We start from the raw sequence: 25,286 nt of genomic DNA on the forward strand, positions 1-25,286 counted from the left end.
TCAATGGCGTTATTGGTGCGGATACGCGTCCAATGCTCAAAGGGAAACGCCATGTAAGTAAGCGTTTCTTCCACACTGTCCTCAACTTTTTTGGCGGCCTCCTTCAGTTTCAAGCCTTTCAAGGCAGCAATCACATCTTTGGCCTTTGCCAGTGCCGCAGCCTTGCTTTCCTGAGCATGGATAGCCTTGAGCATTTTGGCAACCAGTTTCCTCTTGGAACGCGGAACAACAGAGAAGATATTGTGGTAAAAGTGGACGGTGCAGCGCTGGTATTTGGCCTCGGGGTAGACTTCGCCCACTGCCTCCAGCATGCCAAGACACTTGTCTCCAACCACGAGCTTTACGCCCTCAAGTCCGCGTCCCTTGAGCCACTGAAAGAAGCTGATCCAGCTTGCTTTGTCCTCCTTCATCCCCTCGGCAGCGCCCAAAACCTCACGGTAGCCGTCCTCGTTCACCGCGATCGCTACCAGGATGGCCACATTCTCGTACTCTCCACCCCAGTTTCGGCGCAGATAGATGCCATCTACATATACATACGGGTATTTGCCGCCCTGCAAGGGACGGTTGCGCCAGTCCTCAATGTGGACGTAGGCTTTTTTGTTCAGCTCACTGATGGTTGAGGGAGATACCTTGCTGCCCCAGAGCGCCTCTGTGATATCCTCCACGCGGCGCACAGAAACGCCGGCCAGATTCATCTCAATAAGCGCCTCCTCCACGCTGCTCTCCCGGCGGCGGTAGCGCTCAATAATTGCCGTCTCAAAGGTTACACCTTTCAGCCGAGGCACATGCAAAGTCACATCGCCCGAGGTGGTGGTAAGGTTGCGCTGGTAATGGCCGCTGCGATACGCCTGCCGCTCCTCGCTGCGCTCGTATTTGGCGGCTTGTGTCAGCTTCTCTGCCTCAGCTTTCAACAGGCCGTTTAGCGTTTCTTCCACGCTCCCACGGACTAATTCCTTGATTTGCCCCTTGATTACTTCCTCGTTTAGCTGTACAATTTTCTCGGACATGGTTTGCTGTCTCCTCTCAGAATGGTGTGTGGGTACTTCATTCTATCAAAGACTGCAAACTGTGTCTCTTTTTATCCCTTTTTCAATTTGCGCAACTTATTCTACCTCGTATTATAGAGTAGTAGTGATTAGAGACGATCTCCAGGGTCTTGTGCTACACTGTAAGGGATGCTGTGGATTGGTATTATTCTACTACCGCGTAGACGGTTTCGATAAGGCTCCAACCACAGCCCTTTGCAGTATTGTTAATTAGTTAGATACCGCCAGACGGTTTATTTTGAACGAGGTTACAAGAGCAAAGTGTCCTGTGGACTCAGCATCAAATAGTTCACTCCGGAGGTATTGTAATGGTTTTCGTTGGAATCGATGTTGCAAAGGACAAGCATGATTGCTTTATCATCAGCTTAGAAGGCGAAGTCCTTGCCGAGGTGTTTACCATTACCAACAACAAAGCCGGCTTTGAATGCTTACTGCAGAAGATCCGTTCCTGTGCCGGAAAATCCGAGAAAATAAAGGTAGGGCTTGAGGCTACCGGACACTACAGCTACAACATTCTTGGATTCCTTCTGGACAATGGCCTGGACAGCGTTGTCATTAACCCCTTGCACACCAATCTTTACCGGAAAAGCCTAAGCCTTAGAAAGACCAAGACAGACCGTGTGGATGCACGAACAATTGCAGCTATGCTCATGTCTGATGTGAACCTCAAGTCCTACACGGACACAGCTTACCACAACGAAGAGCTAAAATCGCTCACGCGATACCGTTTTGACAAAGTCCGGGCACGTGCTAAGCTCAAACAGTCTGTCGCCAGGCTGGTCAATATTCTCTTCCCAGAACTCGAAAAATTGGTTCCTTCACTTCACGGGGCGGCTGTTTATGCGCTTCTCAGCGAACTGCCCGGTGCTTACCAGATTGCCGCCTGCAACCTGACGCACTTAAAAACCATCCTTGCGGACGCCTCCAAAGGCCGCTACGGCAGAGATAAGTCCATTGAGATTCGTGATGCTGCCAGACAATCTGTTGGTTCCAGAATGCCTGCAAAGTCCTTGGAACTGCAACATACCATTCGCCTCATTCAAGAGATGGATATGGAGATCGGCGAGATTGAAGTGCAGATTGAAGCTATGATGGTTGAAATCCATTCTCCCATTATCACCATCCCTGGTATTGGCACACGCATGGGAGCCATGATTTTAGCCGAGATTGGCGATTTCTCCCAATTTGATTCTCCAGATAAGATTCTTGCTTATGCTGGCCTTTCACCGTCTATTTACCAATCTGGCCAGTACATAAGCGGCCATGCTCACATGGAAAAGCGTGGTTCGCGCTATCTTCGGTTCGCAATTTATACCGCAGCAAGATACGCTTGCCTTTGGGATTCTACTTTTGCTGCCTATCTTGCTAAGAAACGTGCCGAAGGAAAACACTATAATGTTGCCATCTCTCATGCGGCAAAAAAACTCGTGCGTTTGATCTTTGCCATGGAGAAATCCGGGCAGATTTATCATGTAGCTTAATTTTTCCCCTTCTCGCTTGTTTAGGGCGCCTTTCTGGACGCCCTTGTAGTTACGCTTCTCTTGCCGTCTTGCCAATTCACCGTTTCTCCTGGCTTTGGGGCTTGACTTTTAATAGTTAGTCTTATCGCCTGCTGACAACATACAAACTTGACGGTATTTACAATTCTGGGAAATTTGATGAGCATCGGAAAGGAAACGCACAAAAATGCGTCCATTATTTTTTACATCATGCAAAAACATGAAAATTACTACCTGTTTATTGGCATATAGGAAAATCGGCCAAGCTGCCGACCCTATGTGCCTTTTTTGTACCTTGATAATTTCATCGATCTTCATCGGAAGTTATACAGGATCTGCGGACAGTGTGCCACAAAGCATTTGCCGAGCTCACCCACAGATGATATGCCGCATAGCGGCAGCCTGCAAATACGCGGCTGAAAAATGGCGCAGGAAATGGGCTGATGATGAGTCTAAAGTTAGAATGCTTTATTTTTGGCAGTGCTACGCAACCTTTTGTTTGGCTGTCCTTTCTGGATGCACTAGAGAGGAGAAATAAAAGTGGATATAGAAAATGAAAAGTACGAAATTGCCCGTTTGCTCTTTAATATTGGATAAAAAAAGCTGGTGAAATGAAAGAAATTCGAAGAGTTTATCCGCAAAAAATTAATTATATGAATGACTACTCTTGAGAAATAGAAGCCATTGTGTTAAAATTTAATATATTGCATTGGCCTTTTTTCTCTTAATGGGAAAGGAGTTCAATAAGTGGATAAAAGCCTGAAAGGGAAGGAATGCGGAACAGGCATTGGCCAAAGAGAAGATGGTAGATTTTACGCCAGATTCGTAAATAAGCATGGTAAGCGCCAAGGAAAATACTTCTTCGTACTTGCGGAGGCTCGTAACTGGCTGGAAGACGCAAGGTATGCGGATAGACATGATAATATGTTTGCTCCGGCAGATATAATCTTGGACACATGGTTTGAATACTGGATTGATAACATTGTGGGAGATTTGGCCCCCAACACTCGGAGAAATTATCGAGAGCGGTACATCCATAATATCCAACCTGTTATTGGCAGTATGCTGTTGGCAGAGATTAAGCCTATGCACTGCAAAATGGTCTTGAATAAGATGGGAGATAAATACGCAGGTTCTACGATTCGTCAGGTCTATATTGCGATGGGGGCTATGCTCAAGTCTGCTTTAATGAACGATTTGATTGCAAAACACCCAATGAATGGTGTAAGATATACAAAACCGATTCGTGCTGTGGAGGATAATAAATATCTTACAATAGAAGAACAACAGAGGTTTTTGGAGACTGCGAAAAGGTCGCACAACGCGACGAAGCCGGTATCAAACGTTTCTCTATGCACACCCTCCGACACACATACGCCACAAGAGCAATTGAGAGCGGCATGCAGCCCAAAGTGCTGCAAAAGCTGCTTGGACACGCAAGTATTAAAACGACTATGGATCGATATGTTCATGTAACAGACGATTCATTATTGAATGGCGTTCGACAATTTGAATCCTATCAAACTGCCAGCGTGGAGTAAAGATGGTGTAGCCGCCACTCCCAAAATGCCGCAAACCATTGAAAACAAAGGAGATTAAAATTCTATGAAGCTCGGAATTGTGGGCCTGCCCAACGTGGGCAAGAGCACTTTGTTCAACGCGATTACCAACGCGGGCGCGGAGTGCGCCAACTATCCCTTCTGCACCATCGAGCCCAATGTGGGCGTGGTGGCCGTGCCGGACGAGCGGCTGGACGAGTTGGCTCGGATTTATGAGCCGGACAAGAAAACTCCCGCCCTCGTGGAATTTGTGGACATTGCGGGGCTGGTGAAGGGCGCAAGTCAGGGCGCGGGCCTTGGCAATAAGTTTTTGGCCAACATTCGGGAGACGGACGCCATTGTCCATGTGGTCCGCTGCTTTGACGACGAAAACATCATGCACGTGGTGGCGGACGCGGGGACCAATGTGCCGGTGGATCCGCTGGGCGACATCGGGACCATTGATCTGGAGTTGGTAATGGCGGACCTTGACATGGTTAACCGCCGCGCGGAAAAGGCAGCCAAGGCGGCCAAGGGTGATAAGAAATTCCTGCGGGAGGAGGCGGTGTTCCGGGCTTTGGCGGCGCATCTGGACGCGGGCAAACCTGCCCGCACATATGACTGCGAGCCGGACGAGCTGGCGATGATTGCCACCGCCGACCTTTTGAGCCTGAAGCCCGTGATTTACGCCGCCAACACCGACGAGACGGGCTTTACCAAGCTAGAGGAAAACAAGTATTATCAGCAGGTGAAGGCGCTTGCCGAGGGGGAGGGCAGTCAGGTGCTGCCCATCTGCGCCCGGCTGGAGCAGGACATCGCGGAGCTGGAGGGCGAGGAGAAGGAGCTGTTTCTGGAGGAGCTGGGCGTGGAGGAATCCGGGCTGGACCGACTCATCAAATGCTCCTATTCACTGCTGGGCCTGATTTCCTTTTTGACCTACGGAAAGGACGAGTGCCGCGCATGGACCATCAGGAAGGGGACAAAGGCCCCTCAGGCCGCCGGAAAAATTCATACCGACATCGAGCGGGGCTTTATCCGTGCGGAGGTCATCGCCTACGAGGACATGGTGAACTGCGGCGGGGTCAATCAGGCCAGAGAGAAGGGCCTTCTGCGCAGCGAGGGCAAGGACTATGTGGTCCGGGACGGGGACATGATCTATTTCCGCTTCAACGTGTAAGCTTCCTGCGGAATCACCGGGGACAAATGCCGGAGAGTCTCCGGCCGTGCGGGAGAAAAGCAATTCTCCGCGCAGGCCGCTTGCTTTGGGACGGGCGACAGATGTATAAATTGGCCGCCGTGCGGCTTAGATAGAAGAGGGTTAAAGAAGGAGAATGCTTATGAAACGGGTGATTAAGAAGAAAGACCAATCCGATGGTCAAGTTAACGGGAGGGAAAAGGCGCAGAGCACAATTCGAAAGGAACTGATGCGGGCAATCTGCATTCTGGCTGCCATTCCTGTCATTCTGCTGGGAACGCTAACTTCGTTCCTGATTTTCCAGAGCACGCAAGATACCTTGGAGCAGACCATGGAGCAGATATCCGAGGTGGCGGCCGACAAGGTGCAGGCAGAGCTGGAGTCCATCAAAAACGTGGCCGTGGAAACCGGCTACGTGGCCCGGCTGTCCGACGATTCCCTTACGAAGGAGGACAAGCAGGCCATCATCGACCAGCGGGCGAGAGAGCACGGCTATCAGCGGGGCAATGTGCTGAATCTGGATGGAAAGAGCATTTTCGACGGGATCGACTATTCCGACCGGGAGTATTTCCAGCAGGCCAAAGCGGGCAATGCATGGGTTTCCGACCCTCTGATTAGCAATAAGACCGGGGCCATGACCGTGGTTGTCGCCGCGCCCATCTGGAAGGGCGGCGTTTCCGGAACTTCTGTGGTCGGCGTGGTGTATTTCGTTCCCAACGAGACGTTTCTCAATGATATCGTGACCGAAATTCATGTCAGCGAAAACGGGGGCGCCTATATGCTGAACAAGCATGGCACCACCATTGCCCACCGGAACATGGACAATGTTATCAATGAGGAAAACACCATTGAGGATGCCAAGACGGACGCCTCCCTTGCGGCGTTGGCTGAACTGGAGACGAAGATGACAACGGGCGAGGCCGGCTTTGGGCAGTATACCTACGGCGGCGTGACCAAGTTCCTGTCTTACGCGCCCATCGGAGACACTGACGGTTGGAGCCTTGCCATCAACGCGCCTGTGAATGATTTTATGGGCTCCACCTTCCGGGCGATTTTCATTACCATGGTGCTGATCGTGCTGACGATTGTGGGGGCTGTGGTGGTTGCCCTGCGGGTGTCCAAGCGGATTGGCGACCCCGTGGCAAAATGCACCCAGCGGCTGGAGCTGCTGGCGCAGGGGGATCTGGCATCGCCGGTGCCGGAGGTTCGCACCCGGAACGAGACAAAACGCCTGGCGGAGGCCACGGCCTCTATCACCAGTACGATTTCAGGGATTATCCGGGATTTTGAACAGGGACTGAGCGGCGTTGCCCACGGCGACCTGACGGTTTCCAGCACCAATACCGAACTGTATCGGGGCGATTTTGCGCCGATGCTGGCCTCCTTTGGGGACATGGTTTCGCGCATGAACGGAACCATGAGCCAGATCGGCCTGTCCGCCGACCAGGTGGCTCTTGGCAGCGAGCAGGTGGCTGCGGGCGCCCAGGCGCTGAGCCAGGGCGCCACCGAGCAGGCGTCCTCTGTGGAAGAACTGGCGGCCACCGTGACGGAGGTTTCGGTTCAGGTCGGTGAAACCTCCAAAAATGCGGAGGAGGCCCGCCGCAAGGTGGACGAGACGGGGACGGTGATGCAGGCGTGCGACCGGCAGATGAAGGACATGGTGTCCGCCATGGACGAAATCAGCGAAAACTCCAAGCAGATTGGCCGCATTATCAAAACCATTGAGGATATTGCATTCCAGACGAACATCCTGGCACTGAACGCCGCCGTGGAAGCCGCCAGAGCGGGCGAGGCGGGCAAGGGCTTTGCGGTGGTGGCGGACGAGGTGCGCAACCTTGCCGGGAAATCCGCCGCTGCCTCCAAGGACACTGCCGCGCTGATTGAGGCTGCGGTGCAGTCTGTTGCCAAGGGCACCGGCATTGCGGACACCACAGCCGCAAATCTGGATGCGGCGGCTGTTAGCTCCCAGGCCACGGCGGAGATGGTGGAGAAAATTGCAGACGCTGCGCAGCAGCAGGCTGCCTCCATCGCCCAGATCTCTCAGGGTATCGATCAGATTTCCGGCGTTGTGCAGAACAACTCCGCCACCAGCGAAGAGAGTGCGGCCTCCAGCGAGGAGATGTCCGCTCAGGCACAGACCCTGCGGGAGCTGGTGGGCCAGTTCAAGCTGAGAGAAGAGCAGTTTGTCCCTATTTCGGCTGTTGAGAGCCGGGAGGAGCCTTCGGCGGTGTCTTACGCAAGAGCCCCGTCTCCATCTTTCGCGGGAAAGTATTAAGATAGAAAACGGCCCCCCGCGCAACAAGCGCGGGGGCCGTTTTGCGAAAATGATTTCCGCTTCCCTTGGAAAACGGGGTATGCTATAATGACGAGAGAGAAACCTTCGGGGCTGCCGTGCGCCACCCAAAGAATATTCGGGGACTGCGCGGGGCGAAAGGAAACAACAAATTTCATACAGGAGGGCGACGGATGAACAAGCTGGTTGAGCGGGCGCGGCGCTGTCTGCGCGGGGAGGAACCCATATGAACGCCGCTTGGAAAGAGGACCCGGCGCTGCGGGATGTGCTGGCGGCAGCGGAGACTTGTTGGATCAACCCTGAAAAGAAGCCTTTTGCCGCCGTGGCGGACGGTCTTCCTGTGAAGCCGGGCGAGGTGGACGACGCGGCGGACAGGCTGGACCGTTTCGCGCCGCTGCTGCGCAGCTTGTTTCCCGAGACAGAAGCGGACTGCGGGCGGATTGAGTCGCCCCTGCGGGAGCTGCCCGCTCTGCGGGAAAAGCTGAGCTGGCGGGAGCGGGTTCCGGCGGGACGGCTGTTCTTAAAGCTGGACAGCGAGCTGGCGGTGGCTGGCTCCGTCAAGGCGCGGGGCGGGATTTACGAGGTACTCAAGCACACGGAGGAGCTGGCTCTGGAAGCGGGGCTACTTCGCCCAGACGGAAATTATGCCGCTCTTGCCCAGCAGCGGGACTTTTTTGCAAAATACACGGTGCAGGTGGGCTCCACGGGAAATCTGGGCCTTTCCATCGGCATCATGGCCGCTGCCCTGGGCTACCGTGCGGTGGTGCACATGTCCGCCGACGCACGGCAGTGGAAAAAGGACTTATTGCGGCAAAAGGGCGTGGACGTGCGGGAGTATGACGGGGACTATGGCAAGGCGGTGGAGCAGGGCCGCGCCCTGTCCGACGCGGACTCCATGAGCTATTTTGTGGACGATGAGCACTCAAAAAACCTGTTTTTCGGCTATGCCGTGGCTGCCCGCAGGCTGGCGGAGCAGCTTGCAGCGCAGGATGTAGAGGTGGACGACGATCACCCCCTGTTCGTTACGATTCCCTGCGGCGTGGGCGGCGCGCCGGGGGGCGTGGCCTACGGACTGAAGCTGCTGTACGGAGACAATGTCCATGTGTTCTTCGCGGAGCCGGTCCAGTGTCCCTGTATGCTGCTGGGACTTGCAACGGGGGAAAAGGACGGCGTGTGCGTACAGGATGCGGGCCTCACCGGCGTGACAGAGGCGGACGGACTGGCGGTGGCCCGCCCGTCGAAGCTGGTGTGCGACGTGATGGAGTACACCCTCTCCGGGGAGTTCACCGTGGCGGACGGGCGGCTGTACGAGGATCTGCGGGCGCTCCACGCCGCAGAGAAGCTTTTTATCGAGCCATCTGCCTGCGCGGCCTTTGCGGGCTATCGGGGTCTTGCCCGGTTCCCGGCGGCGCAGAGCTATCTGAAGGCCCACGGACTTATCGGGAAGATGGAGAACGCGTCTCACATTCTCTGGGCCACCGGGGGACGGCTGGTGCCCGCGCTTACGCGGAAGGAGTATCTGGCAAAGCGATTGTAAGACGGTGGGAAGGCATTCCGATGGATGTTGCCGTGCCGATTTGGCGCGCTGACTGCGCTGCGTCCTATGTCGTCCTGCACAGAAGACTTTCATCCAAAGGAGAGACGGATGGGCGGCTTCTGTGAAAGTTGACAAAAAATTCAGCAAAACATTCCCGCAGAAAAGAATTGTGAGGCGCCGCACTTGTAATATTTTCCCCGCTGGTGTATCATATTAAGGCAGTTCAAGGTTCATTGATGAAGCAGTCAAAAGCACCCGTAAAAGGAGGACACGATATGAGTAAAACCGCACGCATGGTGATGAAAATTGTGGGAGCAAGTCTGGCTCTGGCGGCGTTCGTCTGCCTGCTGATCGGCGGCTGGCACGATCTCAGCGTGGGATACAGCGGCCTGAAAAAGCGGATGGATCAGCGCTTTGGCAGCGAATACGACGATTACAACGACGAGCAGCTCTACACCTGAGAAAACAGGCCGCCCTTTTACCAAGGGCGGCCCGTTTTTGCATTTTTGAAGGATTTTCCAGCCGTGCTGGGTGAAAATGCCGCAGAAACACCCTTAAAATAGAAAAACCGCCTTGACAGGCGGAGATAAAAATGATATGATGAGGTGCTTTATGGACAGCACAGATACCACCCCATTCTTATTTACTGTTATTAAGATAGCATAGTTCCTATAAAAAAGCAAGAGCGAGCAATGAAATTTTAACAACCCATCCGGGTGTGTCGATTTGATTGCCCGCTTACAACTTAAAGTCCTCTTCCCGGTCGGACAGGGCCGGAGGAGCGGACAGAAAGGCTGCGTGAATCAGAGATGTCCAAAGACAAGTATTACGGAAAGACCCTTCGTAAGAACTTTGCCCGGTACGAAGAAGTCATGCCTGTGCCCAACCTGCTGGAGATTCAGAAGAAGTCTTACAAGTGGTTCTGGGACGAGGGCCTGCGGGAAGTTTTTGCCGACGTGGGCTCCATCGCCGACTATCAGGGAAATCTGGAGCTGACCTTCATCGACTATAAGATGGACGAGGCCCCCAAGTACAATGTGGAGGAGTGCAAGGCGCGCGACGCCACGTACGCGGCCCCCCTGAAGGTGACGGTCCGCCTGCGCAACAAGGAGACGGAGGAAATCAAGGAGCAGGAGATCTTCATGGGAGATTTCCCCTTGATGACCCACGGCGGTACCTTCGTCATCAACGGTGCGGAGCGGGTTGTGGTTTCGCAGATTGTCCGCTCTCCCGGCGTGTACTATGGCAAGGAGATTGACCTCAAGACCGATCTTCCCATCCTCAGCGCCACCGTGATTCCCTATCGGGGCGCGTGGCTGGAGTACGAGACGGACGCAAACGAGTGCTTCTGGGTCCGGATTGACAAAAACCGGAAGCTGCCCGTCACCTGCCTGCTGCGCTCTCTCGGAATGAAGACCGACGCGGAGATCCTCGCCCGGTTCGGCGATGATCCCCGTATTTTGGCGACCCTTGAAAAGGACCCCTGCAAGACCTATGAAGAGGCCATGCTGGAGATTTACCGCAAGCTTCGTCCCGGCGAGCCCCCCACGGTGGAGGCCTGCGTGACGCTGATGAACAATCTGTTCTTTGATCCCCGGCGCTACGATCTGTCCATCGTGGGCCGGTATAAGTTCAATAAAAAGCTGTGCCTGTGGCCCAGAATCACCGGATATAAGCTGGCCCTGCCCGTGGCGGACCCCTCCACCGGAGAAATCCTGTTTGAGGACGGACACCTGCTCACTGCGGAGGAGGCCAAACGGCTGGACGCTTGCGGCGTCAGCGAGGTCAGCATTATTGCCGACGGCGAACCTATGAAGGTTTATGGAAACGGCATGTGCGACCTAAAGCACTTTGTGGACTTTGACCCTCTGACTGAGTGCAAGATCAAGGAGCGGGTGCGGTACAGCGTACTTCAGGAGCTGCTGGACCAGTACTCCGGCGAGGAGCTGAAGGAGCAGATTCGTCTCCATCGGGACGCGCTGGTTCCCAAGCACATCAATATCGACGATATCCTCACCTCCATTAACTATATGAACTGCCTTGCCCGGAATGTGTCCAACCGGGACGACATCGACCATCTGGGCAACCGCCGCCTGCGGTGCGTGGGCGAGCTGCTGCAAAATCAGTTCCGCATCGGCTTCAGCCGGATGGAGCGGGTAATTCGTGAGCGTATGACCATTCAGGATATGGACATCGTCACGCCCCAAAGTCTTATCAATATCCGGCCCGTCACCGCCGCCATTAAGGAGTTCTTCGGCTCCAGCCCCCTCAGCCAGTTCATGGACCAGACGAACCCGCTGGCGGAGTTGACCCACAAGCGCCGTCTTTCCGCCCTCGGCCCCGGCGGCCTGAGCCGCGAGCGCGCCAACATGGAAGTCCGAGACGTGCATTACAGCCACTATGGCCGTATGTGCCCCATCGAGACGCCGGAAGGTCCCAACATCGGCCTGATTTCCTATCTCTCCACCTATGCCCGCATCAATGAATACGGCTTTATTGAGGCCCCCTACCGCGCGGTGGACAAAGAGAGCTTCCACGTGGCGAGGGATATCACCTATATGACCGCCGACGAGGAAGACAACTACATCGTCGGTCAGGCCGCCGAGCCTCTGGACGAGGACGGCTGCCTCATCAATACGCGTATCACCGCACGGCACCGGGACGAAATCGTGGAAGTGGACCGGGAGCGGGTGGACTATATCGACGTGTCCCCCCGAATGATGGTTTCCATTGCAACGGCCATGATTCCCTTCCTGCCCAACGATGACGCCAACCGCGCCCTGATGGGCGCAAACATGCAGCGGCAGGCCGTGCCTCTGCTCAAACCCCACGCTCCCATTGTCGGTACCGGCATGGAGCACAAAATCTGCATCGACTCCGAGGTGGTGGTGCTGGCGGAGGGCGACGGCGTGGTCGCGTCCATGGATGCCCGGCATGTCGCCGTGAAGTACGACTCCGGCGTGACGAAGGACTATAAGCTGGTGAAGTTCCTTCGCTCCAACCACACCACCTGCATCAACCAGCGCCCCATTGTGGATGTGGGCGAGCGGGTCCACGGTCCCGGCTTTGACGCCGATGGCAGGGAGATCACGCCCAGCGTTCTGGCGGACGGCCCCGCCACCGAGCAGGGCGAAATTGCTCTGGGCCAGAACATTCTGGTTGGCTTCATGACTTGGGAAGGCTACAACTACGAGGATGCGGTGCTGCTGAACGAGCGGCTGGTCCGGGAGGATATGTACACCTCCATCCACATCGAGGAATTTGAAATCGACTCCCGGGATACCAAGCTTGGCCCCGAGGAGATTACCCGCGACATCCCCAACGTGGGCGAGGATGCGCTGAAGGATCTGGACGAAAACGGCATCATCCGCATCGGCGCGGAGGTTCACGCCGGCGACATTCTGGTGGGTAAGGTCACGCCCAAGGGCGAGACGGACCTCACCGCTGAGGAGCGGCTTCTGCGGGCCATTTTCGGTGAAAAGGCCCGTGAGGTCCGGGACACCTCTTTGAAGGTGCCCCACGGCGAAACCGGCATCGTGGTGGACGCGAAGGTCTTCACCCGCGAGGCGGGCGACGAACTGGGGCCGGGCGTGAATCAGGTGGTTCGCGTGTACGTGGCCCAGCGCCGCAAGATTCAGGTGGGCGACAAGATGGCCGGACGCCACGGCAACAAGGGCGTGGTTTCCCGGGTTCTGCCCCAGGAGGATATGCCCTTTATGCCTGACGGTACGCCGCTGGACATCGTGCTGAACCCTCTGGGCGTGCCCTCACGTATGAACATCGGGCAAGTGCTGGAGGTCCATTTGGGCTATGCCGCCCATGCTCTTGGCTGCAAGGTGGCCACCCCCATTTTCGACGGAGCCGACGAAGGCGACATCACCGATATGCTTCAGCAGGCGGGGCTGGACCCCGAGGGCAAAAGCGTACTGATTGACGGACGGACCGGCGAGCCTTTTGACAATAAGGTCACCGTGGGCTATGTGTACTTCCTGAAGCTCCATCATCTGGTGGACGACAAGATTCACGCCCGGTCCACTGGCCCTTACTCTCTGGTGACCCAGCAGCCTTTGGGCGGCAAGGCCCAGTTTGGCGGCCAGCGCTTCGGCGAAATGGAAATGTGGGCGCTTGAGGCCTATGGCGCGGCATATACCCTGCGGGAGATGCTCACCGTCAAGTCCGATGACGTGACGGGCCGTGTGAAGACCTACGAGGCCATTGTCAAGGGCCACAACGTACCCGAGCCCGGCGTGCCGGAGGCGTTTAAGGTGCTGGTGAAAGAGCTGCAATCCCTGTGCCTGGATATCCGGGTGCTGGATGAGAACGGCAACCAGATCGAGCTGAAGGAAGACGAGGACGCCATGGACACCTTTAACCTGGCCCGCATGGACGCCGAGGACGGACGCCATCACCCTGTGGTGGAGGAGACGGAGCTTCAGGAGTCCGGGTTTGACATCGAGGAAGCTCCCGACGACGCCGGCGCAGACGTAGGCATAGGCGGGGGCGAGGACGCCGGGTTTGACGACAAGTGATTCAGAGCTTGAGCGATATCCACACGGAAAACTCAACATTTCTGAATCATGATAGGAGGAAACCAAATGATTGACACTGCTACCGGCAACAATGTTGCTTTTGATGCTATTAAGATCGCCATGGCCTCTCCCGAGCAGATTCTGGAGTGGTCCTACGGCGAGGTCAAAAAGCCGGAGACGATCAACTACCGCACACTGAAGCCCGAGCGGGACGGCCTGTTCTGCGAGAAGATTTTTGGGCCCATCAAGGACTGGGAGTGCCACTGCGGCAAGTATAAGAAAATCCGCTACAAGGGGAAGGTCTGCGACCGCTGCGGCGTGGAAGTCACCCGGGCCAAGGTGCGCCGGGAGCGCATGGGCCACATTGAGCTGGCCACTCCCGTTTCCCACATCTGGTATTTTAAGGGCATTCCTTCCCGGATGGGCCTGCTGCTGGACATCAGCCCCCGGATTCTGGAGAAGGTCCTGTATTTTGCCAACTATATCGTCACCGACCCCGGCGAAACGCCCCTGATGCGCAATCAGATTCTCTCCGAGAAGGAGTACCGGGACTACCGGGAGAAGTATGAGGACGATTTCCACGCCGGAATGGGCGCGGAAGCCGTGAAAAAGCTGCTTCAGGACGTGAATCTGGATCAGCTCTCCCAGCAGCTCCACACCGAGCTGAAGGACGCCTCCGGCCAGAAAAAGGCCCGGATCGTCAAGCGGCTGGAGGTGGTAGACGCCTTCCGCATCTCCAAGAACAAGCCCGAGTGGATGGTAATTGACGTGCTTCCGGTGATACCGCCGGAGCTGCGCCCCATGGTGCAGTTGGACGGCGGACGGTTTGCAACGTCCGACCTGAACGACCTTTACCGCCGGGTTATCAACCGCAATAACCGCCTCAAGCGGCTTATCCAGCTCAATGCGCCGGACATTATCGTCCGCAACGAGAAGCGGATGCTGCAGGAGGCTGTGGACGCCCTGATCGACAACGGTCGCCGGGGCCGCGCCGTCACCGGCGCAAACAACCGGGCGCTGAAATCCCTGAGCGACCTGCTCAAGGGCAAGCAGGGCCGGTTCCGTCAGAACCTTTTGGGCAAGCGTGTGGACTACTCTGGCCGAAGCGTTATCGTCGTCGGTCCTGAGATGAAAATTTACCAGTGCGGCGTGCCCAAGGAGATGGCTGTGGAGCTGTTCCGCCCCTTCATCATGAAAAAGCTTGTGGAGGACGGCACCGCCAACAACATTAAGTCCGCCAAGAAGATGGTGGATAAGGGTACCGCCGACGTGTGGGACGCACTGGACGTGATTATCAAGGATCACCCCGTCATGCTCAACCGCGCCCCTACGCTGCACCGTCTGGGCATTCAGGCCTTCGAGCCGGTGCTGGTGGACGGACGCGCCCTGAAGCTCCATCCCCTGAACTGCACGGCGTTTAACGCCGACTTTGACGGCGACCAGATGGCGATTCATGTGCCCCTGTCCGCCGAGGCGCAGGCCGAAGCCCGGATTCTCATGCTTTCCGCCAACAACCTCCTGCGTCCGCAGGACGGCGGCCCCGTCACCGTGCCCACGCAGGACATGGTGCTGGGCGCATACTACCTGACCTACGAGCGTATCGGCAAGGCCGAGATGGGTGCGGAGACGGTGTATGTGGACGAAGCGGGTGAAACCGGCCTCACCGCCGACACGGAGGTGGACGCCGATGAGTTCTTGGCTGCCAATAAGGCGGCGAAGAACGAGGGGAAGAAGGAAGCGACCTTCCGGCCTGTTCATGTCTATGCAGGCGAGGACGAGGCCTTGATGGCTTACAACAGCCACGTGATCGGCCCCCACTGCCCCATTCTGGTGCGGGTCACCCGGACGGTGGACGGCGCAGAGCGCACTGGAATCATCCGGGCCACCGCGGGCCGCATTATCTTCAACCGCAATATCCCTCAGGATCTGGGCTTTGTGGACCGCAGTGACCCCGAAAAGGCGCTGGATTACGAAGTTGCTTTCCAGTGCGGCAAGAAAGAGCTGAGCCGTATCGTGGACCGCACCATCAACAAGCACGGCTTCACCATCGCTGCCGAGGTGCTGGACGCGGTAAAGGCCACCGGTTATCAGTACTCCACCCGCGCTGCCATCACCGTATCCATTGCGGACATGGCTGTTCCTCCCAAGAAGTATGAACTGGTGGCGCAGACGGAAAAGCGGGTTCTGGATATTGAGAGCCAGTATAAAATGGGCTTCATGACCAATCAGGAGCGCTATAAGCAGGTTGTGGCCGAGTGGGAAAAGACCACCAACGAGGTTTCCGACGCGCTGCAAAGGAATCTGGACCGCTATAACCCCATCTTTATGATGGCGGACTCCGGCGCTCGTGGTTCCATGAAGCAGATTCGTCAGCTTGCGGGTATGCGCGGCCTGATCGCCAACACGGCGGGCCGCACCATCGAAATCCCCATTAAGGCAAACTACCGCGAAGGCCTGACCGCGCTGGAGTATTTCATTTCCTCCAGAGGTGCGCGAAAGGGCTTGGCCGATACCGCCCTTCGTACGGCGGACTCCGGTTATCTGACCCGCCGAATGGTGGACGTGTCTCAGGACGTAATTATCCGCCAGCAGGACTGTGGCTCTATCCACGGCATCCGTGTTTCCGAAATCAGCGAAAACGGGCAGGTTATCGAGAAGTTCTCCGACCGTCTGCGGGGCCGGTTCCTGGTGGGCAGCGTTTTGGACGCTGACACCGGCGAGGAGCTGATCTCCAACGAGCGGATGATGGACGAAAACGACGCTAAGATACTGGAAGGCCGCCGCTGGATTCAGAAAAACAACCGGGAGGGAGATATGTGCTCCTTCGACCCGGAAAAGGGCGGAAAGCCCACGGTGATGATCCGCACGGTGCTTACCTGCGGTGCTCACAGCGGCGTGTGCGCCCGGTGCTACGGCATGAACCTTGCCACCTCCCAGCCTGTGGGCCCCGGAGAGGCGGTTGGTATCATCGCCGCCCAGTCTATCGGCGAACCCGGCACGCAGTTGACCATGCGTACCTTCCATACCGGCGGTCTGGCCGGCGGCGATATCACGCAGGGCCTTCCCCGCGTGGAGGAGCTGTTCGAGGCGCGCAAGCCCAAGCGGATGGCTCAACTGGCGGAAATTTCCGGCGTGGTCAAGTTTGAAGAGGCCACTAAGGGAAGCCTTTTGAACATTATTATCACCGCCGACGACGGCGATTCCCGTATCTATTCCGTGCCCCACACCGGCCTTCTGGTAAAGGACGGGGACCGTGTGGCGCAGGGCGTTGCCCTGACCTACGGCGCTCTGAATCCCCACGAGGTTTTGCGCCTGCGGGGCAGCGACGCGGTGTACAACTATCTCATTCAGGAAGTCCTGCGGGTTTACCGCCAGCAGGGCGTGGATATCAACGACAAGCACATCGAAGTGATTGTCCGCCAGATGATGCGCAAGGTTCGTCTGGAGGATGCGGGCGACACCAAGCTGCTGGACGGCTCCATGGTGGACCTTCTGGATTTGGAGGACGCCAACACGGAGGTTGACCGCCGCAACGCGGTGGGCGAGCGCAGGGAAGACGGCGAGCTTCTGCGCCACGCAGAGGGGACTCAGCTTCTGATGGGTATTACCAAGGCGTCTTTGGCAACCGAATCCTTCCTGTCCGCCGCTTCCTTCCAGGAGACGACCAAGGTTTTGACCGAGGCCGCCATCAAGGGCAAGGTGGACCATTTGCTGGGCCTGAAGGAGAACGTGATTATCGGCAAGCTGATTCCCGCCGGTACCGGTCTTGCGGCCTATAAGGAATTTGCGGAAGAGCTTGTGCCTGCCCCGGCCATGGTCGGCGCGGGAGACGAACTCCCCGCATACGAGGACTGAAACCCGCATTGAACTTACAAAAACCGCCCGGACGCAGTCGCGTCCGGGCGGTTTTTTATGTCGGGAAAGCGGAAATTTACAAAATAAGCGGCAAGGGCAGAAAGGACGGGGCAAAAAAGGGAAATCCAAGGCCCCGGAAAGCTTCCGTAAGGGCAAAGAATCAGCGGGGGAAAAACTTGGAAAAGCAGGAATCCTTAGCAGAGTACAGACCCGAGCGGAATTTTTCTGAAAAATCCGCACCGCTCCAGCCGGTTTTATTTCATCGTACCTTGCGTGCCCCAGTTTTCAAACTCGCTGTACGTAAGATAAATTCCGTCCTGAGGAAGACCGGTGGCCTGCTGGACAGCTTCAAACGCGGCCTCGGTAAACGCTTTTTTGTGCGCAAATTCGGCAGAACCGAAGCACTTCACGTCCACATAGGCAAGGTCCCGCTGTTCACCGGCCAGATACATGGTGCGCCCGTCGGAAATGTCCACCATCAGCTTGCTTTCGCTCTTTCCGGAAATCAGCGAAATTTTCGCTCCCAGCGCGGTTTTCAGTGCATCCTTCTGCGGGGCGGACAGGGACTTCGAGGTGTTAATCCCAATATAAGGCATAGGTGCATCCTCCGTTTTGATAGGATTGATTCGATTTGGCGGTTACCTGAGCGGGACATGGCTCTTTTATGAATGCCGCCTCCCACGGGCGGTAAATCCAATTTTCGGAAGTCCCCCCGGCAAAGCGTGAGCGTCAGGCCTCCGCAATGATCTCCACTTCCACCAGCCCGTCCTTGGGAAGGGTCTTCACGGCAACGCAGGAGCGGGCGGGTTTTTCGGTAAAGTATTTGCCGTAGACCTCGTTAAAGGCGGCAAAGTTGCCCATGTCGGAGAGGAAGCAGGTGGCCTTCACCACGCGGGAGGGATCGCTGCCCGCAGCGTTAAGCAGAGCGCACAGGTTTTTCATCACCTGCTCGGACTGGGAGACAATGTCCTCGCCCGCCATCGCGCCGGTGGCGGGGTCCAGCCCCAACTGGCCGGAGGTGAACAGCAGGCCGTTTACAACATAGCCCTGAGAATAGGGGCCGATGGCAGCGGGGGCGTATTCGGTGTGAATCAGTTTCATAAGAAACTCCTTTCCATCATTCAGTTTCTTCCATGGTACTTCATGCGCGGGGGAATTTCAACCCTTTACAGGGAATCTTTCCCCATGGAGGCCAACCGGGCGGAATGGTCCGTGTGGAGCAGATGGTGGGACCGCTTTCCCAGCGGTTCCCGGAGATATTCGCTGTACAAGCTTTTCACGTCGGGATTCTCGTGGGAGAAGCGGAGCTTGCTCCCCGCGTCCAGTTCCCAGAGCAGGTCGCCCCGGGAAGCGGCCATTTCCGCGCCCTCGTGGATGGGCTGCCCGCCGCCGCCGGCGCAGCCGCCGGGACAGGCCATCACCTCCACAAAGTCATATTCCGATGACCCGCTCTCCACCGCTTCCATCAGCTCCCGCGCGCCGGAAAGGCTGCTGACCACCGCCACCCGCACGGTCCCCGCACCGGGGATGGCAAAGCTGGCCTCCCGCCAGGGGGTTCCACTGCGGAGGTTGGAAAACGCGTCCGGCTTGGGGTTTTTGCTGGTGGCAAGGTAATAGGCGGAGCGGAGCGCCGCGTCCATCACGCCGCCGGAGGCCCCGAAAATCACCGCCGCGCCGGTGCCGGAGCCGAGAGGACTGTCGAAAGGCTCCTCCGGAAGGTCCGTGGGGACAATGCAGTCGCTGCGCAGCAGGCGGACCATCTCCCGGGTGGTGAGCACCGCGTCCACGTCCGGATCGCCGCAGGCATCGTTCATGTTGGGAAGCTCGCATTCCGCCTTTTTGGCGGAGCAGGGCATGATAGACACCACAAAGAGCTTGTGGGGGTCAACGTCCTTTTTCTCCGCAAAGTAGCTTTTGGCAATGGCCCCGAACATCTGCTGGGGGGACTTTGCGGTGGACAGGCACTCCGTATACGCCGGGTATTGGGACTTGACAAACCGCACCCAGCCGGGGCAGCAGGAGGTGAACATGGGCCAGCGGTACTTCCCCCGGTGGGTAAACCGCTCCAAAAACTCACTGCCCTCTTCCATAATGGTGAGGTCAGCGGCAAAATTGGTGTCAAAAATGTAGTCAAAGCCCATCCGGCGCAAAGCTGCCACCATTCGCCCCGCGGTGGCAAATTTGGGGGAGAGATTAAACGCCTCCGCCCATGCCACCCGCACGGCGGGCGCCACCTGAATCACCGTGGTGATCTCCGGGTCCGCCAAAGCCCGCAGGACCTTGTTGCTGTCGTCCCGGACAGTGAGGGCCGCAGTGGGGCAGTGGGTGACGCACTGACCGCAGAAGGTGCAGTCCGTGTTTTTGAGAAGCCGGTTAAAGCTCACGTCCACCGTGGTACGGGAGCCGGTGCCCGCCACGTCCCAGATGTGCATTCCCTGCACCTTGTCGCACACCTGCACGCAGCGCATGCATTTGATGCACTTGCTCGCCTCCCGCACCACCGGTGCGTCCAGATCTACCCGGGATTTTTCCGGCTGGAGCCGGTAGGGCTGAAAGTGAATGTTTAAATCGTGGGACAGGGTTTGCAGGGCGCAGTTTCCGCTGCGGATGCAGGTGGTGCAGGTGGAGTTGTGCTCCGAGAGAATCAGGCGCAGGTTGGTTCTCCGGGCGGAGCGAACCCGGGGGCTGTTGGTGCGGATGACCATGCCCTCCTCCACCTGCGTGTTGCAGGCGGGGATAAGCCGCTGGGTCCCCTCCAGCTCCACCACGCAGATGCGGCAGGCGGCAATTTCGTTGATTTCCTTCAAATAGCACAGGTGGGGAATGGGGATGCCCGCCTCCTGAGCGGCGCTTAAAATCGTGGACCCTTCGGGGACGGAAAGAAAACGTCCGTTAATTTCGATATTTACCATTTTTCCACACGCCCTCCCTTGAAAATCCCGTATCCAAAGTGGTCGCAGCGTAGGCAGCGGGAGGATTCCTCCCGGGCCTCCTGATCGGTAAAGCCGCACTCAATGCACTGGAAATCGTGCACGCGCTCTCCCGCGTCCCGCTCACCGGTGTTGATGCGGCCACGGGGCCGCAGGTCGGAGAGGTCGGGGGTGGGAATCTGTACGTCGGTGAGAATCTCGTGGTTGAACCCTAAGTACTCGTCAATATTGGCGGCGGCAACCTTCCCCGCCGCAATGGCACGGATGACGGTGGCGGGACCGGTGACGCAGTCGCCCCCGGCGAACACGCCCTCCACGTCCGGAAGCTGGGTGCTGGAAGCCGCCAGCACCGTGCCGCCACGCTGGATTTTCACGCCGCTTTGCTCAAAGCCGTGGGTTTCAATGCCCTGCCCAATGGCCACGATCACCACGTCAGCGGGAATGCGCCGTGTTTCCACGTCCGCGTCGTTGGGCCGGGGACGGCCCAGAGAGTCCATCTCGCCGATGATCTGGGGCCTGACCCACAGGGCCACCGCGCGGCCCGACTCATTGGCTTCAATCCGCAGAGGGGCCTCCAGCGTCAAAACCTCCGCGCCCTCGGCGATAGCACCCTCTATCTCCTCCTGCTGGGCAGTCATGTCCGCCTGACGGCGGCGGTATACGCAGGAGACCTTTGCCGCCCCCAGACGGAGGGCGGAGCGGGTGACATCCATGGCAACGTTGCCGCCGCCGATGACCACCACTTTCATCCCGGTAAAGTCCGGCAGTTCCCCGTCGCCGATGCGGCGCAGCAGCTCCACCGCGGAAACCACGCCCAGACTGTCCTCCCCGGGAATGCCTGTCTTCTTGTCGGTATGCGCCCCCACGGAGAGATACAGGCAGTCATACTTCCGGCGCAGCTCATCCAGCGAGGGGCTGGTGCCCACATCCACCTCGGTGTGGACCTCCACGCCGAGGGACAAAATGGAGGCAATCTCCTCGTCCAGCTTTTCCCGGGGAAAGCGATAGCTGGGGATGCCGTAGCGCAGCATCCCGCCAAGGTGCTTCTGCTTTTCAAACACGGTGACACGGTGGCCCATCAATGTGAGGTAGTACGCGGCGGACAGACCGCCGGGGCCGCCGCCCACCACGGCCACGGTCTTCCCCGTGGAAGGTGCGCAGGCAGGCTGGGGCACCTCTCCGGCCTGATCCACGGCGTACCGCTTCAGCCCCCGGATGTTCAGGGGATCGTCCACCATGTTCCGGCGGCAGCGGGCCTCGCAGGGGTGCTCGCAGATGTAAGCGCAGGCGGTGGGGAAGGGATTGTCCTTGCGGATGAGCTTCACCGCGTCGCCATACCGCCCAGCGTTGATGAGGGCGATGTAGCCGGGAATGTCCACCCCGGCGGGGCACAGGGCCACGCAGGGCACCGGGTTTTTCAGGCTGCCCAAGCACCGGTGGCGGAGGATGTGCTCCTCATAATCGTCCCGGAAGCCCAAAAGCCCCATGAGAACCAGTTGGGCGGCGTTGATGCCGATGGCGCAGTCGGCGGTGTCCACAATGGCTTGAGCTGTAACCTCGATGCGGTGAATGGCGCGGACATCCGCCTCTCCGTCCAGAACGCCTCGCAGCATATTGGAAAGCTGCCCCAGTCCGATGCGGCACGGGGCGCACTTGCCGCAGGTCTGGGCATGGCAGAGATTCAGAAAGTTCAGCGCCATGTCGATGGGGCACAGGCCCGGAGGACTGGCTGCGATGCGGCGTTCCATGCCGCGGTATAGCTGATCCACCACGGATTGGGCCTGACTGGGCGTGTTGATGTCAAGTCTGCTCATAGGCTTCTCACTCCTTTTCCATATTCCTGTCTGCTTTGCATAGCTCATGAAAATAGCCGCCCGCGGGCGTGGCTTCGAGACCTGCGCATTCCGGAAAGCTGCCATAAAGCTGCCCGGTGCAGACCCGCGCCCGTGAGAAAGCATTTTTGTCAGTTTACTACCTCCGGCGGCAAGATACAACCGTCTTTTGTCGGTTTTTCTTAAAATGCTGTCGGAATTGCTGTAAGTTTGACAAGACCGAAAAACCCGCGTATAACAAAAGAAGGAAAAACACGAGGCAGGCGACCCGCAGCCGCCTGCGGAACGGAGGACGATATGGGCGAGCTGATGGAGTTTTTACGGGCTGAGGGCGTGAGTGAGGCCCTTTTGCAGGCGACGGAGGACTGGAAAATTCACCAGACCCCGGTGCGGGAAGCGGCGCTCCACCGCATTCCAAAGCCCCGCTATCCCTATTACGGTAAGGAAATCTGGGAGGAGGCCATCTCCGCGCTTTTGAGCGGCGAGCATCTGTTGCTGGCAGGCCCCAAAGCCACAGGGAAAAATGACTTGGCGGAAAATCTCTCCGCCCTGTTCGGGCGGCCCCAGTGGGACGTGTCGTTTTACATCAACACCGACGCGGCCTCTCTGATCGGGACGGATACCCTCTGCGGAGGGGAGGTTTCTCTGCGCCACGGGCCAATTGCCCGCTGTGCGCTGGAGGGGGGCTTTGGTGTGCTGGACGAAATCAACATGGCAAAAAACGAATCACTGGCAGTGCTTCACGCGGCGCTGGACTTTCGCCGCTGCATCGACGTGCCGGGCTACGACCGTATCCCACTGTCTGAAGCCTCCCGCTTTATCGCCACCATGAACTATGGCTATGCCGGAACCCGGGACTTGAATGAAGCGCTGGCCTCCCGGTTCCTTGTCATCAATATGCCATCCATCACGGAGGAAAATCTTTTAAAGCTTCTGGGACGGGAGTTTCCGGAGCTGAAGCCCGCCTATGCCGACCAGATGACGAGTTTGTTTACCGACATCCGCAGAAAGTGCGACAGCGCGGAGATTTCCACCAAGGCGCTGGACCTGCGGGGCCTGCTTGCCGCCGTCCGCCTGATGCGGCAGGGACTGCCCGCCGCACGGGCGCTGGAACTTGGCATTGTGAACAAATGCTTTGATGAGTTCGAGCGCCAGTTGGTGGAGGACGTGGTGAAAAGCCGGGTGCCGGAGGACCTGTCTGGCCGGGAAGCCTTTGCACTCTGATGGAGATTCAGGAGCACGAGCAGCGCCGGGCGAAAAACCAGGTCTGGACGGCGGCGGAGGAATACGAGTTTGAGCCGGAGCTGAAAACCTATGATGCCGAAGGCCGCGCGGATTTATACTGGAACACGGTGGCGGGCTGCGTCCGCCGGGACTGGGGCGGTGAACTGGAAAGTCTGTTTGCTTCCTTCGATGGCTTGCCGGACCGCCGGATTTATGAGCAGCTTGCGTGGTTGGGACTGGAGAGCGCGGCGTTTGCCCGGGAACAGGACCGCCGCCCTGCCATGGCGGCGCTGCGGCAGAGCTATGCCCGCAAAACGCTGGAGGCATTTGAACGGGCTTCTTCGGATCGGCTTGTCCATGTTCTTTCGGTCGGACGCTGCCGGGAGATTTTGGGACAGGACTGCGGGCTGAAGGGCAGCGACCGGGAGCTTCTGGCCGCGCTGGACCTGCCGGGAGAGCTGGACGGGGCGGCGCTTGCCCAGCGGTTGGGGCAGACCCTTGCGGTCTGGTTTGGCTATGCGCCCGCGGATACCCCAGATGCCGAAGACCCGGAGAAGCTGCGAGCCGTGAGAAGACTGCGCCTGTTTGGCAGGCGGCAGAAGAATAAAGCCCCTTTGCCCAGCCTTCGGGAGTTTGGCTTCGGCTTTGGAGAGCACGCGCAGGCTGTGGAGGGGGACGGCGGCCCCGCGCCCCAGCGGCGGCTGGGAGAGATGACTCTGGCACAGAGCGAGGAGGCTCTCCGGGCCTATATTTCCAGTTATTTCGGCGCGTCGCTGTACCCGACGGACAAAGTGCAGCGCTTGGAGCGGGAGCTGTGCACGGGGGACCACAAGGGCTGCAACCTTTATTATGCACGGGGCGGGGCGGAGCTTGACAAGCACGCTCGGGGCTTCGCGGCGGAGCAGCGCCGAGCGGCGCTGCGGCAGATGGAGAAGAACAAGGCGGCCTATGAGGCAAACTCCACCGTCAACCGGATGACCGTGGCCCGACTGACCGCCCGTATCCGCAACGCCATGCAGACCCATTTGCAGCCTGAAACCGTGCGCACCTCCGCGGGGCTGCTGGACGCGGCGCGGGTCTGGCGGGCGGAGTGTCTGGGAGACGACAAGGTGTTTACCCGCACTTTGCGGGGGGACCCCGGGGATTTGTGCGTGGACCTTTTGCTGGATTCCTCCACCTCCCAGATTTCCCGGCAGGAGACTGTTTCCACGCAGGGGTATATGATAGCGGAGAGCCTGACGCGATGCGGCATTCCCGTGCGGGTGACGGCGTTTTGTTCTCTTAGCGGCTACACAGTTTTGACCCGCTTCCGGGACTATGGGGAGACGGATCGGAACGAGATGATCTTTCACTATTTCACCACCGGCTGCAATCGGGACGGGCTGGCTGTCCGCGCGTTGGGCCGGGATTTGGAGGATGCGCCCTGCGAGCACCGGCTGGTGATTCTCCTGTCTGACGCAAAGCCCAACGATGTGATTAAAATTGCCCGGAGCGGCGGCTTCCGGGATTATGCGGACCGCATGGGCGTGGTGGATACGGCGCAGGAGGTGCGCAGCCTTTCCCGCACCGGCGCGGCCGTAGTGTGCGTTTTTACCGGGGAGGATGAGGACTTGTCTGCCGCCCGGACTATCTACGGGCGAAATTTCACCCGCATCCGGCGGCTGGACCAGTTTGCCGACACAGTGGGAACGCTTCTCCAGAATCAGATTTGCAACCTGTGAAAATTTGAAAGGTCCGGCGAGAGCCGGCGCTTAAAAATGTAGGGGTCCCGCCTTTTGGCGGGGCCTCTGCGTTTTTTTAGCCGAATG

The 25,286-nt window shown here is 57.9% G+C and carries 15 protein-coding genes and 1 pseudogene; 11 read left to right on the forward strand and 5 right to left on the reverse strand.

Annotation, left to right across the window (positions count from 1 at the left end; translation table 11 throughout):
- Positions 1–1,007 (reverse strand): IS256 family transposase (locus B2W96_RS05710; RefSeq protein ID WP_293009325.1); only part of this gene is annotated, 1,007 nt, incomplete at its 3' end.
- A gap of 347 nt (positions 1,008–1,354) precedes the next feature.
- Between B2W96_RS05710 and B2W96_RS05715 the strand changes: the two genes are divergently transcribed.
- The 9 genes and pseudogenes from B2W96_RS05715 (at position 1,355) to rpoC (ending at position 17,492) form a co-directional block, all read left to right on the forward strand.
- On the forward strand, positions 1,355–2,527 hold the full coding sequence (locus B2W96_RS05715; protein ID WP_293009326.1) for an IS110 family transposase: 1,173 nt from the start codon (positions 1,355–1,357) through the stop codon (positions 2,525–2,527).
- 942 nt (positions 2,528–3,469) lie between these two features.
- A pseudogene (locus tag B2W96_RS11840) lies at positions 3,470–3,712 on the forward strand (site-specific integrase); the annotation flags it as partial.
- A 185-nt stretch (positions 3,713–3,897) separates the two neighbouring features.
- Complete coding sequence (locus B2W96_RS05725) at positions 3,898–4,086, forward strand: tyrosine-type recombinase/integrase (protein ID WP_293009327.1); 189 nt, start codon at positions 3,898–3,900, stop codon at positions 4,084–4,086.
- A gap of 64 nt (positions 4,087–4,150) precedes the next feature.
- Entirely contained in the window at positions 4,151–5,260 is a 1,110-nt protein-coding gene (gene ychF, locus B2W96_RS05730; protein ID WP_293009328.1) for a redox-regulated ATPase YchF, read from the forward strand.
- 160 nt (positions 5,261–5,420) lie between these two features.
- Entirely contained in the window at positions 5,421–7,553 is a 2,133-nt protein-coding gene (locus B2W96_RS05735; protein WP_293009329.1) for a methyl-accepting chemotaxis protein, read from the forward strand.
- A gap of 244 nt (positions 7,554–7,797) precedes the next feature.
- On the forward strand, positions 7,798–9,108 hold the full coding sequence (locus tag B2W96_RS05740) for a D-serine ammonia-lyase (RefSeq protein ID WP_293009330.1): 1,311 nt from the start codon (positions 7,798–7,800) through the stop codon (positions 9,106–9,108).
- Positions 9,109–9,383: 275 nt separating this feature from the next.
- Positions 9,384–9,569, forward strand: coding sequence for a hypothetical protein (locus B2W96_RS05745; protein ID WP_293009331.1), 186 nt, complete (start codon positions 9,384–9,386; stop codon positions 9,567–9,569).
- A 348-nt stretch (positions 9,570–9,917) separates the two neighbouring features.
- A complete protein-coding gene (rpoB, locus tag B2W96_RS05750) occupies positions 9,918–13,637 on the forward strand; it encodes a DNA-directed RNA polymerase subunit beta (protein WP_293009332.1) in 3,720 nt (1,239 codons plus the stop codon).
- Between the two features lie 66 nt (positions 13,638–13,703).
- Positions 13,704–17,492 (forward strand): DNA-directed RNA polymerase subunit beta', encoded by a 3,789-nt coding sequence (rpoC, locus tag B2W96_RS05755; RefSeq protein WP_293009333.1) that lies wholly within the window; start codon positions 13,704–13,706, stop codon positions 17,490–17,492.
- 254 nt (positions 17,493–17,746) lie between these two features.
- Here rpoC and B2W96_RS05760 read toward each other — a convergent pair whose 3' ends face one another.
- The 4 genes from B2W96_RS05760 to B2W96_RS05775 all read right to left on the reverse strand — a co-directional run bounded on the left by B2W96_RS05760 (position 17,747) and on the right by B2W96_RS05775 (position 22,236).
- Entirely contained in the window at positions 17,747–18,088 is a 342-nt protein-coding gene (locus B2W96_RS05760) for a phenylpyruvate tautomerase MIF-related protein (RefSeq protein WP_293009334.1), read from the reverse strand.
- Between the two features lie 133 nt (positions 18,089–18,221).
- Positions 18,222–18,593 carry a RidA family protein gene (locus B2W96_RS05765; protein WP_293009335.1) on the reverse strand — a complete coding sequence of 124 codons (372 nt, stop codon included), beginning with the start codon at positions 18,591–18,593 and terminating at the stop codon, positions 18,222–18,224.
- 65 nt (positions 18,594–18,658) lie between these two features.
- A complete protein-coding gene (locus tag B2W96_RS05770; RefSeq protein WP_293009336.1) occupies positions 18,659–20,404 on the reverse strand; it encodes a [FeFe] hydrogenase, group A in 1,746 nt (581 codons plus the stop codon).
- Positions 20,398–22,236 carry an NAD(P)-binding protein gene (locus tag B2W96_RS05775; RefSeq protein ID WP_293009337.1) on the reverse strand — a complete coding sequence of 613 codons (1,839 nt, stop codon included), beginning with the start codon at positions 22,234–22,236 and terminating at the stop codon, positions 20,398–20,400. The genes B2W96_RS05770 and B2W96_RS05775 overlap by 7 nt, the downstream gene beginning before the upstream one ends.
- A 315-nt stretch (positions 22,237–22,551) precedes the next feature.
- Between B2W96_RS05775 and B2W96_RS05780 the strand changes: the two genes are divergently transcribed.
- Entirely contained in the window at positions 22,552–23,478 is a 927-nt protein-coding gene (locus B2W96_RS05780) for an AAA family ATPase (protein ID WP_293009338.1), read from the forward strand.
- Positions 23,478–25,199 carry a hypothetical protein gene (locus B2W96_RS05785; protein ID WP_293009339.1) on the forward strand — a complete coding sequence of 574 codons (1,722 nt, stop codon included), beginning with the start codon at positions 23,478–23,480 and terminating at the stop codon, positions 25,197–25,199. The genes B2W96_RS05780 and B2W96_RS05785 overlap by 1 nt, the downstream gene beginning before the upstream one ends.
- The last annotated feature ends 87 nt before the right edge of the window (positions 25,200–25,286 follow it).

The sequence above is a fragment of the Oscillibacter sp. UBA6647 genome (assembly GCA_002455655.1).
Classification (GTDB): domain Bacteria; phylum Bacillota; class Clostridia; order Oscillospirales; family Oscillospiraceae; genus Oscillibacter.